The organism is Streptomyces sp. NBC_01003 (assembly GCF_045162695.1).
GTDB lineage: Bacteria > Actinomycetota > Actinomycetes > Streptomycetales > Streptomycetaceae > Streptomyces.
Genome location: NZ_CP108707.1, coordinates 2,028,740 through 2,040,564 on the forward strand (window position 1 = coordinate 2,028,740; position 11,825 = coordinate 2,040,564).

The 11,825-nt window shown below is 67.8% G+C and carries 12 protein-coding genes and 1 pseudogene; 9 read left to right on the forward strand and 4 right to left on the reverse strand.

Features of this window, described 5'->3' with window-relative positions; genetic code table 11:
- Positions 1-36 precede the first annotated feature (36 nt).
- Together OG698_RS09570 and OG698_RS09575 are read left to right on the forward strand one after the other, a co-directional pair.
- On the forward strand, positions 37-1,092 hold the full coding sequence (locus OG698_RS09570; RefSeq protein ID WP_406102617.1) for a beta-propeller fold lactonase family protein: 1,056 nt from the start codon (positions 37-39) through the stop codon (positions 1,090-1,092).
- Positions 1,093-1,410: 318 nt separating this feature from the next.
- A complete protein-coding gene (locus OG698_RS09575) occupies positions 1,411-1,545 on the forward strand; it encodes a hypothetical protein (RefSeq protein WP_406102618.1) in 135 nt (44 codons plus the stop codon).
- A gap of 652 nt (positions 1,546-2,197) precedes the next feature.
- Here the strand turns inward: OG698_RS09575 and OG698_RS09580 are convergent.
- Positions 2,198-2,338: a hypothetical protein gene (locus OG698_RS09580; RefSeq protein ID WP_406111741.1), complete on the reverse strand. Its 141-nt coding sequence runs from the start codon at positions 2,336-2,338 to the stop codon at positions 2,198-2,200.
- 160 nt (positions 2,339-2,498) lie between these two features.
- Between OG698_RS09580 and OG698_RS09585 the strand changes: the two genes are divergently transcribed.
- The 3 genes from OG698_RS09585 to OG698_RS09595 all read left to right on the forward strand — a co-directional run bounded on the left by OG698_RS09585 (position 2,499) and on the right by OG698_RS09595 (position 5,832).
- Positions 2,499-3,494 (forward strand): LacI family DNA-binding transcriptional regulator, encoded by a 996-nt coding sequence (locus OG698_RS09585; protein WP_406102619.1) that lies wholly within the window; start codon positions 2,499-2,501, stop codon positions 3,492-3,494.
- 293 nt (positions 3,495-3,787) lie between these two features.
- Positions 3,788-4,243: an RpiB/LacA/LacB family sugar-phosphate isomerase gene (locus OG698_RS09590; RefSeq protein WP_406102621.1), complete on the forward strand. Its 456-nt coding sequence runs from the start codon at positions 3,788-3,790 to the stop codon at positions 4,241-4,243.
- 203 nt (positions 4,244-4,446) lie between these two features.
- On the forward strand, positions 4,447-5,832 hold the full coding sequence (locus OG698_RS09595; protein WP_406102623.1) for an MFS transporter: 1,386 nt from the start codon (positions 4,447-4,449) through the stop codon (positions 5,830-5,832).
- Positions 5,833-6,417: 585 nt separating this feature from the next.
- On the opposite strand, the gene OG698_RS09600 is transcribed toward OG698_RS09595, so the two are convergent.
- Positions 6,418-6,756 (reverse strand): SUKH-4 family immunity protein, encoded by a 339-nt coding sequence (locus OG698_RS09600; protein ID WP_406102625.1) that lies wholly within the window; start codon positions 6,754-6,756, stop codon positions 6,418-6,420.
- Between the two features lie 466 nt (positions 6,757-7,222).
- Positions 7,223-7,486 carry a transposase gene (locus OG698_RS09605; protein WP_406102626.1) on the reverse strand — a complete coding sequence of 88 codons (264 nt, stop codon included), beginning with the start codon at positions 7,484-7,486 and terminating at the stop codon, positions 7,223-7,225.
- Between OG698_RS09605 and OG698_RS09610 the strand changes: the two genes are divergently transcribed.
- Both OG698_RS09610 and OG698_RS09615 read left to right on the forward strand, forming a co-directional pair.
- Positions 7,476-7,655, forward strand: coding sequence for a hypothetical protein (locus tag OG698_RS09610; protein ID WP_406102627.1), 180 nt, complete (start codon positions 7,476-7,478; stop codon positions 7,653-7,655). The two genes, OG698_RS09605 and OG698_RS09610, sit on opposite strands and share 11 nt — an antisense overlap.
- A gap of 171 nt (positions 7,656-7,826) precedes the next feature.
- The gene (locus tag OG698_RS09615; RefSeq protein WP_406102628.1) at positions 7,827-8,072 is read left to right on the forward strand and encodes a transposase family protein; all 246 of its coding nucleotides are present in this window, start codon (positions 7,827-7,829) and stop codon (positions 8,070-8,072) included.
- A 161-nt stretch (positions 8,073-8,233) separates the two neighbouring features.
- Here the strand turns inward: OG698_RS09615 and OG698_RS09620 are convergent, their stop codons facing one another.
- Positions 8,234-9,199 (reverse strand): LysR family transcriptional regulator, encoded by a 966-nt coding sequence (locus OG698_RS09620; protein WP_406102629.1) that lies wholly within the window; start codon positions 9,197-9,199, stop codon positions 8,234-8,236.
- 127 nt (positions 9,200-9,326) lie between these two features.
- On the opposite strand from OG698_RS09620, the pseudogene OG698_RS09625 reads away from it, so the two are divergent.
- Both OG698_RS09625 and OG698_RS09630 read left to right on the forward strand, forming a co-directional pair.
- Positions 9,327-10,436 (forward strand): annotated as a pseudogene (locus OG698_RS09625) (PrpF domain-containing protein).
- Between the two features lie 81 nt (positions 10,437-10,517).
- Positions 10,518-11,774 (forward strand): SLC13 family permease, encoded by a 1,257-nt coding sequence (locus tag OG698_RS09630; RefSeq protein ID WP_406110939.1) that lies wholly within the window; start codon positions 10,518-10,520, stop codon positions 11,772-11,774.
- The last annotated feature ends 51 nt before the right edge of the window (positions 11,775-11,825 follow it).

Consider the following 11,825-nt stretch of genomic DNA (forward strand, 5'->3'; position numbering starts at 1 on the left):
CTCGGACCGAACCTTGCGATGCACACAGGAGGCGAGATGCTCTCTGCCCTGCGGGCCAGGGACAGTAATGGCTGCCGACGACCCCCCAGGACGCTCCGGCCCGCCCTCGCGGCGGCCATCGGGATCCTGCTGACCTCATGTACGACCGCCGGGTCGGCCGACACACATGCCGCCGCTACGACGCCCGCGCCCGTCGGACCCGGCTCCGGATCCGACGGCCGCGTGTATGTCACGAACCAGCAGGACGACACTCTCTCGGTGATCGACGCCCGCAGCTACAAGGTCGTCGCAACCGTGAAAGCCGGCAAGGCACCCGAAGGTGTCGCGGTTGCCCCGGGCGGCGGGCACGTATACATCGCCAACAACGGTTCGGCCCAGGTGTCGGTGCTCGACACCCGCACCAACAAAATCACCAAGACCGTGCCGGTGGAGAAGAGCCCCACAGGTGTCGGCCTCAGCCCCGATGGCAGATCCCTCTATGTCGCCAACGGGGGCTCGAACACGGTGTCGGTGATCGACACCGGAACCAACCGGGTGGCCGCACGCATCCCGGTCGGTAAGTCCCCGGTGAGCGTGGCCTTCAGTCGTGACGGCAGTACGGCCTACGTGGCCAATTCCGGGTCGGGCAGCCTGTCGGTCATCAACACCCGTACACGCAAGGTCACCGGGAACCTCGCCGCGGGGCACTCCCCTGTGGGCGTCGCCGTCACCCCCGACGGCAAGTCGGCCTACGTCGCCGACGAGGTGGCAGCACGAGTCCTGGCCGTCGGAACCCGCACCCGCAAAGCGACTGCCGTGCCGGTCGGCGAAGGGCCCTTCGACGTGGCGATCGGACCGGACGGCAAGTCGGTCTACGCCGCCGTTCTCGGCCCGGGCCATGTATCCGTGATCGACACCGGCAACAACCGGGTCTCGTCGACCATTTCCGTGGGCCCTACCGGCACCGACCCGTTCAACATCGAGGTCACACACCAGGCGGTTTACGTGACGGAACAGGCCGCGGGCACCCTCACAGTCATCGACCCCAAATCCAACAAGGTCGTCGCCACGGTCACCGTCGGCACCAGCCCCTACGGCGTGGCGGTGAGCTGAGCTTGTCACCTTCCTGCCCCGCCCAAGACCCCACAAAGACAGCGGATGTCACGCACTGACCTGTGCTCTACGGCCCCGACGGCCACCGGTCTGTCCCCCCGCGGCCAGCCGGTCGGCGGCGATCCGGTCCGCGTGCGCGTGCCGGCCTCCCGCGCCGAACAGGTTCCGTAGCTGCGCCTCGGTGACCTCCTCCCCCACCGCCAAGCCGAGGGAACCGCCGGAATGCGGCTCGTGGGGGGACGGAATGCCGGTAGCGGAGCAGCGGACCGGGTGTGACGACCCCCGATCGGTGGCCCCTCCGATCGATCATTGGCTGGCTTGGCAGCTCTGAGAGTGCGGTTCGCGAGTTGGTCACTCGTGCTGCTCCGTCTCACCTACCTGACCGCTGCTCACCTCTTCGCCGCCCTGCGCCGGCTGCGGCTGCTCGTCCGTCCGGACACCATCTTGCGATGACATCGCGACCTGCTCCGGCGGCGCCACGTGAGAGCCTCCTGCAACAAGCAGCCCGGGCGCCCCCGCACCGTCCGCTCCATCCGAGCCCTCGTCCTGCGCCAAGCCCGCGAGAACAGCACCCGGGGCTACCGGCGCATCCACGGCGAACTCGCCACCCTCGGCATCAAGATCGCCGCCTCCACCATCTGGGAGATCCTCCACCACGAGGCATCGACCCGGCACCCCGCAGCGGACCACCGTCACCTGGGCCGCCTTCCACCGCTCCCACCACCGATCGCTCCAGACGGCCGCTCCGCTCCGCCCTCTCCCCCAACCGCTCGAACCCGAGCGAATCGCCAGCCCTCGCATACGCCGACACGATCGCCTCGGCGACGACCTCCACGAGTGCCGACATCCTGCATGACCTGCATGGACCTACTTTCCGGCACCCACAGCGCGGGATCCGTCGGTCGGCCCTGTCCGTCGGCTGCGTGGACCCAGAACCTGCCGGCCGCCGGGCGTCGCGTGGACGGACAGTGCAGGCGCCAGCCGACTGAGTGCAAGGTGAGCAGGCGGACGTCCTCCAGCTCCGCGCCGACGAACCGTCCGGCTGACACACCGCGCGACGTAGTACCCCCGGCAGCCGGCTGCTGGTCATGCCGCTGCCTTTCGGTCAGCGCACCACGGCCGTCTCGAGCAGCAGCCGCGCCGACGCCGCGATCGACTCGGCGTCGATGCCGGCAGCGTGCAGTTGCTCCGCCGGACTCGCCGAGCCGGGCATCGCACGGACGGCGAGGCGCCCGTCCTCTGCCACGGAGTCTGCACGCAGCGGCGAAGTACGCCCGGCCGGCTGGCGTTTCGGCGCCGGTCCTGCGCTCCTGCGTTTCCTTTTGGAACCTTGCTCATCTCACCGTCGATGTGCGATCTTAGTTTTGTTCCGTTCATGGAAACGTTTCCACGAGGAGGTGGGGCGGGTGGCCACTATCAAAGACGTCGCGGCACGGGCCGGGGTCGCACTCGGTACCGCATCCCGGGTACTCAGCGGCAGCAGCCAGACCTCGGCCGACTCACGGTCCCGCGTGCTCGCGGCCGCAGCGGAGCTCGGATACATCGCCAACGGACCCGCCCGTTCCCTGCGGCGGGCCCGAACCGACGTACTGGGACTGCTCGTCTCGGACATCCGCAACCCGTTCTTCTCCGAACTGGCCCACGCCGCCGAACAGGAGGCACGCCACCACGGCTACACCGTGCTGCTGGCCAACGCGAACGAGGACGCGGAGCAGGCCGACGCCTACCTCCGGACCTTCGCCGCCCAACGCATCGACGGCCTGCTGTTCTCGCCGCAGGGCACCGTCTCGCCGCAGGTCGCGGCCACGCTCGCGTCCGGGCTGCCGCTCGTGTTCCTCAATCGCACGATCGAGGGCGTCGACGCCCCGCTGTACGGCACCGACAACGCTCAAGGCGTCCAGCAGGTACTCGCCTGGCTGCAGCGTCGGGGGCATCACGACGTCGCGTTCATCGGCGGCCCGGACACGCTCTCGACTGGAGCCGAGCGCCGCGCCGCCTACCTCGCCGGGCGCCAGGCGCACGGCATCAGTACCGACGACAGGCTGCTCGACGCCGGTGACTTCTTGGCCGGCGGTGCGGCAGAGGCCATGTGCCGCATCCTCGACCGCGGGGTCACGTTCACCGCCGTGTTCGGTGCAAACGGTCAGACGACCCTGGGAGCCGTGCGCGCGCTACGCGAGCGGCTCGGCGCAGAGCAGGCAGCCCGCATCGAGGTCGTCTCCTTTGACGACCTGGACTGGTTCGAGTTCACCTCGCCGCCCATCAGCGCGGTCCGCAACGACGCCTCGTCGATCGGCCGGCTCGGTGTACGTGGGCTCGTCGACCTCATCGCAGACCGCACCGCACCCGGACAACGTATTCCCACCACCTTCGTCGACCGGTCCGTGCAGGACATCCGATGAGGATCCGAATCGCCCTCGGCGCCGCCGTCACGAGGACAGTGACCACCTCAGCCCCTCGACTCGTCCCAGCCGACGTGTTGCAACCCGATCGGCCGACACGCAGTCGGCCGGGCGGAGAGCACCCCTCCGAAGCGAATGGGTGTGCACCCTGATGGCGCCCGCGGCCGAGCAGGCAATGCCCCGCAAGACAGTCGACTGCGCTTGTCGCCGGTACACACGCCCCTGCACTGCAACGCCCGTCACCCATCAGGCGGAAGGCGGAAGGCAGTGCACCCATCTTGAAAGGACCAACGATGCAGGTCGCCCTCGGCGCAGACCACGCCGGATATGCGCTCAAGGCCGCCGTCCACGAAGCCATTGAGGCTCTCGGCCACGAAGTGATCGACTGCGGCACCCACAGCTGCGACCCCGTCGACTTCCCGGACATCACCCGCACCACCTGCGAAGTTGTGCTCTCCGGTTCCGCCGATCGGGCCGTGCTCGTATGCGGCACTGGCCAGGGCGCCGTCATGGCCGCCAACAAACTTCCCGGCATCCGCTGCGGCCTCGCCCACGAGCCCTACTCCGCCCACCAGGCAGTCGAGCACGACGACGCCAACACCATTGCGATGGGGGCCTGGCTCGTCCCGCACGCACTCGTGCCCGACATCATCCGTGAGTTCCTCGGGGCCGTCTTCGACGACGACGAAGACACCCGCCGTCGCGTCGCAAAACTCAACGCGCTCGACGCCCTCGCCTCGGCCCCCTGACCAACCACCCACACCCCCCAAAGCGAGAGCACCCGCTCTTTCGCTGACACTGAACTCGCCCTACCCACGCACGACTACGCCGGGCGGCTTCTCGGCATGCCCGAAAACACTCACTCAATGGACCGGCCTGCCCTCGTGCGGCCCCCATCCTCCTCGCTGCGTAGACGCCGGCAACGATCCGGCGACCGATCAAGGAGAACCTCATGTCCACCAGTACCCCCGCCGGACGGCAAAGCCCGCTGGGTTCCAAGGACCGCTTCAAGACAGCGATCGCTGCTGCCTTCGGCACCAGCGTCGAGAACTACGACTTCATCGCGTACGGCACGGCCTCCGCGCTCTACTTCGGAGCGGTCTTCTTTCCCGGGAGCGACCGGTTCGTCGGCACTCTTCTCTCCTTCGCGACTCTCGCTGTCGGCTTCGTCATGCGCCCGCTGGGAGGCGCCATCGGCGGCTACTTCGCCGACAAGTTCGGCCGTAAACCCGTCCTCGTCGCAGCAATGACCGTCATGGGCGCGGCAACGTTCCTCATCGGCGCGCTGCCCACTTACGAACAAGTCGGTGTGCTCGCACCGATCCTGCTCGTGGCCATCCGCATGATCCAGGGCCTCGCGTTCGGAGCCGAATGGGGCGGAGCGATCACCATGGCTTACGAACACGCACCGTGGCACCGCCGGGGCATGTTTGCCGCGATACCCCAGTCAGGCAACCCGCTGGGCATAGCCCTGGCCAGCGGTGTGTTCGCGTGGAGCGACACCCTCGACGGCAACTGGCAGTGGAGGACCCCCTTCCTGCTCAGCGCCATCCTCGTGATCGTCGCACTGATCGTTCGCTCCCGGCTCTCCGAATCCCCTGAATTCCAGGAAGCCCAGGCCAGCGGCGAGACCAAGAAGAACCCGCTCCGGGCCACCCTGGCTGACGACTGGCAGGGCATCCTGCGCGTCATAGCCTTGCGCGTCGTCGAATCCTTTGCCTACTACTCGACCGCCACCTACCTTCTCAACTACATCACCGAACGCCACCCCGATCTCAGGCCCGTCGCTCTGGGCGCCATCACCGCCGCCAGCCTTCTCGCCATTGCAGTCACCTTTCTCGCCGGCGCACTCACGGACCGCATCGGACGCCGCCCGATATATATCGCTGCCTGCGTCGCGGCGATCCTCTTCGCCTTCCCGATGTATCTGCTCACCAACTCCGCCCGACCCGCCCTCGTAGTGACGGTGTTCATCATCGGAATCGGCCTCATCCACGCATCACTTACAGGAACCCAGGGCTCTCTGCTCACCGAGCAGTTCCGCACCGCGACCCGTACCTCGGGAGCCTCGCTCGGCTACCAAATCGCCGCGGCCATCGGCGGCTTCGCCCCACTGCTCGCGGCCGCCCTGGTAGGGGCCTTCGGTTGGCCAGGCGCGGCCCTGCTCTACCTCGGCGCGGCCGTGATCGGGCTCGTCGGCATCCTCGCGACCAAGGAAACCTGGGGCCGCCATGAGCGGGAGCGCGTGCTCCGCCTCGTCGCGGAACAAGGCCATGGCCAGACCACGTCCGGTGTGTCGGCGAATGCCGACTTGCCGTCGTCGTCAGAGTTTCGGTGAACTTGGTCGCCCTCACAGTGCATCGTGGTGTGATCCCCTGCGCTCACCCACCCTGCAGACCACCGCCCGCCAGAGTGGGTGCCGGCGATCGGGGTCGTTGGGATTTCAGTTAGCCTCCCGAATCAGTTAGCCTCCCGAATCACGGTCAGGGACGCGGTCCTACCTGTGGGCCTCATCATCCAGTACTCCCGCTACGTGCACAGCAGTTGCGACTTTCGTGCAGGCGCTGCGCGCCGGTGTCCAGGATGAGGGCATCAGCCACGGCGGGCAGGGCTGACCGGAGAGCGGCCGGGTTGCTCAGTGGCTGCCGTCCAGTGCTAGGTACGTACTCGACCTTCACCGCGGAGGGGCCGTCGGCACCGCCAGGAACCCGCCACATTCCCAGAGGGCGGCCTCGCTCCGACGGCCGCTGTTCAGGCAATTGCGTCGGTTGGTCGGCGTCGGTTCCTGACGCGGAGCAGACAGAAGGCCCCCGGCGCCGGGGACGGCAGGTCAACAGCGCAATACCTCACCAAGCGCCACAGCCAACCGATGCCGCAGGCGAGCGACAGTCGCGCACAAGTGGCAGACGACGCGGAGGGCCGCTCAGCCCCACATTCCCAGCGAGATTTCGTCGAAGAGCCGGCTCCACACGGTTTCCTCGTCCGCAAATGGGGTCTCATCAACGCCACGGATGTCTTGCTTCATGCGCTCCACTGCGGCCGAGCGTGCGGAGTCGTCTTTGACGCCCTTGAAGTCGCGTTCCCCTTCCTTGAGGACGATGAGCGCATGGACAAACGACGAGATGTCACCGTTCAGAGGTAGGTACGACTCCTCCCCCTCAGGGAATTCGTAAATTCTCCCCGTGGGCGGATCGATAGCGATCGTGGAGTAGAGGAGCTGCCCGAGGACGTCCCATTCGGCACACGCTGCAGGCGGCGCCACTCATTCGCGCTCGAACTCGGCCGCCAAGGAGAGGGTGAAGAAAATATCCCTACCTTCTTCAAGATTGTCTAGCGGAGTGAACCACTCACCGGCAGGAACTCCTTAGAGGCGACGAATCGAGCCGTCTCGGGAACGAGAGATGAATCCGCCACGCTGGCGTAGTAGACGACTCCGTCAAGACCAAAAACGTCGATCAACCGCTCGGGCGCGATCTGGGTCAGCCTGAGATAAACCGATCAGGTGGTGGAATGTCAGGGGTGCAGCGCGATGTCGCGGCCTCGGCAATGAGGCCGTCCATGAGGCTGGGCCGGTACTGCATCCGTTTGAGTCGGGTCTTCACCAGCGCAGTGAGCTGGTCGAGGCTGTGTTTGGTGAGGTTGACCAGCGACCGTTTCAGGTGCGACCACACGCCTTCGGCTGGGTTGAACTCTGGTGCGTACGCCGGAAGTTGGCAGGCGGTCAGCCATCATCGGGCGTCGATCAGCATCCGCATGCTGCGGCTGACGTGTGTGTTCAGGTTGTCCCAGACCAGGACGATCGGGCCGCCGAGCTGCTGGTGCGCGGCGTCGAGCAGACGTGCATAGTCGGTCTCGGTGAAGCCTTTGCGCCAGCCCTTGGCGGGGCCGCGGTCGAGATGGATGCGATAGATCAGCCGGGGCCGATGGCCGGACTTGGTGCAGATCAGTGCCGCCATGGAGACGCGTTTGATACCCGCGGCGGTGACGCGCACGACGGGTGCGTGGCTACGCCTGCTCGCCGCCCGCGCCCCGCGCCTGGACTGCGCCCTGAAGGAGATCGCCAAGTGGGCTGCCGCGGTCGTCCTGCTGGACGGCACTCTGATCCGCACCCGCCGCCGCACCGGAACCGAGAACCGGAAGGCACTACAGCGGGAAACATAAGGCCCATGGTCTGCTGTTTCTCGCGCTGACCGATGAGAAGGGCAATTTGATCTGGATCTCCTCGGTCCGGCCGGGCCGGTCCAGCGAGATCACCACCGCCGCCACTACAAGATCACCGGACATCTCCGCGAGGCCGGCCTCGACGCCCTGGCTGACCTCGGCTTCGTCGGCTTGGACGACGACCCCGACGACAATCCGGTGATCATCACCGGCCGCAAGGCCAACCGGAACCACAAGCTCACCGACCCGGAGAAGGAGGCGAACGGCCTACTCAGCCGCGAACGCGCCGCCGTCGAGCACGGCTTCGCCAACCTCAAGTCCTGGCGCATCCTCACCAAGGTCCGGATGAACACCCGCCACGCGACCACCCTCTTGCGGGCCCTGCTCATCGTCGCGAACACCGAGGGCCAGAGGTGACGGACGATCTTCCCGAGACGATCATGATCCTGACCCGCGCGAGTACATCACTCTCAACCCACACCAGCCTCGTGACCGCGAAATCAGGATGAAAATCTCTCAATGGTGGCCCCCACTCTCACTCCCAACTCCCGCCGTTCGTTGCACGGTTGAGCGACGCGTCAGCGCTTCCGCACCGCGCCCAGCTGAGGGCGGTCAAGTCCGGGGTCGGTGAATCCTCGCGCGACGGCGTGCAGGACGCGGGCCATCGCCTGAGCCGCGGGCGTGGCGGCGCGCTGGGCCGGCCTGGCCAGGAGAATGCGGCGGACCGGGGAAACGGCGTCGGACGACTGGTCGTGAGACAGGGAGAGAAGGCGTACGTCACTGCGCCGGTTGGTCAGGGCCAGTCGGGGCGCAAGAGCCAGGCCGAGGCCGGCGGCGACCATCGCCTGCACTTCCTGGTAGTCGTGGGAGGCATAGGCGATTCGCGGTTCGAATCCCGCCTGACGACAGGCACGCCGGAGCACGTCCGCGACCGGGTGGTTCTCGGCGCGGATGATCCACTCCTGGCCCGCCAGCTCGGAAAGTCGCACACGGTCGGAGGCGACCAGCGGCGAACTGGTCGGCACGACCAGCACCGTGGGGTCCTCCAGAAGGGGAGTGAGGATCAACTGGTCGTCGTCGACGCGGTTCCAGTCGTAGTCCCACAGCAGCGACAGCTCCACCTCACCGGTGTGCAGCATCTCCCGCAGCTGGGCCAGGACCCCGGCACGCACGACCGTGCGTACCTGCGGGTGGGCGCGGCGGAAGCGGGTCAGGGCCAGCGGAAGCAGTGAGGCACTGGCCGTCGGGAAGGAGCCGAGGGTCACGACACCACGGTCCAGATGGCCGAACGCCTCCAAGTCAGCTTCGGCTGCCTGCAGTTCACGGCGGATGGTGCGGCCCCGCACAGCGAGGGCGGCGCCCGCCGCGGTGGTGCGCACGCCGCGCGGTAGCCGCTCGATCAGCGGCTGCCCGGCCTCGCGCTCGAGCAGGGACATCTGCTGGGAAGCGGCGGACGTGGTCATGGACAGCGCCTCCGCGGCGGCGGTGAGCGAGCCGCGCTCGGCGACCTCGGCGAGCAGCAGCAGTCGGCGGACATTGAGCATGCGGCGACTTTAGCCCAGCTAAACCCTCTTCAAGAAACGAGACATTGTGCTCAAGCCAATGGCTCTGCGAGAGTCTGGCCAACGCAGCGGTCCCGCACCCGATGCGCTGAGAGAAAGACGCTCTGACATGCACGTTCCCGCAACCCTCGTACGTGGTGGGACCAGCAAGTGCTGGCTCTTCCCCCAGGTGCACATGCCCGCCGACCGCGATCGGATCGAGCGCATCCTGGTCGACGCCTACGGCGCGGCGGACCCCGTTCAGCTCGACGGCATCGGCGGCGCCACCCCCACCACGTCCAAGGCGGCCGTGGTCGGCGCGAGCGCCCACGACGGCGTCGACATCGACTACCTCTTCGCCCAGGTCGGCATCGGGACCGGCACGGTCGAGTGGGGCAGCAACTGCGGCAACTGCGCGACAGCCATTGCCCTTTACGCCGTGGCCGAGGGCCTGGTGCCGCTCAGGGACGAGCGCACCCCCGTAGTCATGCGCAACATCAACACGGGCGCCGTTCTCGAAGCCGAGGTGGACACCCCGGGAGGCCGGGTCCAGGAGTTCGGGGACCGTACGGTCCCGGGCACGCTGGCCGGAGGCGTGCCGGTAGGTCTCGCTTTTCGTCACCCCTCGGGCGCAGCGACAGGTCGCCTCCTGCCGACCGGCCGGCCGGCTGAAGTACTGCCGGTCGGCGAGCGGTCGTTGGCCGTGAGCATGGTGGACGCCGGGGCGCCGGTGGTCCTGGTGGACGCGCTGCGCGCCGAGAGGACCGGAGCCGAGACGCTGGAGCAGATGCGTACGGAGGTGCCTTAGCTGCGTGCGGCCCGGCATGCCGCAGCAATCCGCATGGGCTTGGCCGAACCCGGGGGCGCGCCCGGTGACGCGGTGCCCAAGGTCGGCCTCGTCGGCTCTCCCGTCGCCTACACCACCACCCTCGGCGAGCACGTGGGCGCGCACGAGTACGACGTGTCCGTACGGATGCTGTCGATGAACTCCCCGCACCCGGCCATCGGGCTCACCTCCGCGGTGGCCGTGGCCGCCGCCAACCTCGTCGAGGGCACCGTGGTGGCCGAGGCATCCACCGTCGGCGGCCGCGGCGTCCTGCGCATCGGCACCCCTGCAGGTGTGCTGGCCGTGGAGTCCTCGGGCACTGGACCGGACCGGGTCACCGTCGCCCGGGCAGCGCGTGTGCTGTGCCAGGCCCGCATCCTCGTACGCGATCCCGGGCTGCCGGCCGCCGCCTGACCCCTGCCTCCCTTCCCCGGTGAGCCGCAGTCACCGGACCCTCTCGCCCGCCCCGCCCCCCGCAGGACAAAGAGGACAATGATGTCTCCTGAGCTGGTCTCCGTCGGCGCGCTGCTCGTCATGTTCGTCGTCGGCACCGTCCTGCCGATCAACATCGGCATCCTGGCCTTCGTCGCGTCGTTCGCGATCGGTACGACCGCACTGAACATGACGGAGGATCAGATATTCGAGGGCTTCCCCGTGGAGCTCTTCCTCACCATCGTCGGCGTCACCTATTTGTTCGCCGTGGCCCGCCGCAACGGCACGGTTGATCTTCTGGTCGCGGCCGGAGTCCGCCTGGTGAGGGGCCGGACCGCCCTGATCCCCTGGGTGCTGTTCCTTCTGGCCGGGGTGCTGACGTCGCTGGGCACCTTCACGCCTGCCGCCGTGGCGATCCTGGTGCCCATCGCCATGAACTTCGCCTTCCGCTACGACATCAACCCGCTGATGACCGGGATGATGGTGATCAGCGGCGCCCATGCAGGGGCCTTCTCCCCCATGGCCGTGTCAGGGGCGCTGGTGCTCGGCATGGTCGACGACACCGAGCTGTCCGTCGCCCCTGCGACCCTCTTCTTCGCCAGCTTCGCTGTCAATCTCCTGCTGTCCGTGCTGACCTTCGCCGCCCTGCGGCGCCGCACGATGACGGCGGATCCGACCACGCGGCCCGAACAGGAGGCGACGAACGGCGACACGACCACGCAGCGAGCAACCTGGCACCAGTGGGCCACGCTCGCCGCCCTCGCTGCCCTGGTGGTGTGTGCTCTCGGCTTTCAAATGCAGATCGGTGTCCTCGCCCTGGCCGGCGGAGCGCTTCTGGCTCTCCTGGACATGAAGCGTCAGGAGAAGGCGGTGGACGGCATCAGCTGGCACACCCTGCTGCTGGTCGGCGGCATGATGACCTACATCGCGATGCTGGAGCATGCCGGGATCATCGAGAAGATCTCCGAGCACGCGGCCGACTTCGGGACCCCGCTCGTCGTAGCCCTCCTCCTGTGTTTCACGGTCGCCGTCACCTCCGCCTTCGCCTCCTCGACCGCGATCCTCACCGCGATCATCCCGATCGCCGTTCCGCTGCTGCTGTCCAGCCACCTCAGCTCGACGGGCCTGATAGCCGCTCTCGCCGTCTCCACCACGATCGTCGACGTCTCCCCGTTCTCCACCAACGGGGCCCTGGTGCTGAGCAATGCACGGGGAGTGGAGCGGCGCGGCTTCTACCGCCAGGTCCTCGGCTACACCTGCGGCATCGTCGCCGCGGGGCCCGTGGTGGCCTGGGGTGCGCTCGTCCTGCCCTGGTCCTGAAATCGGCGACCGGTCGACGAGACACGACATACGCCTGAAGCGCCGCCGGTC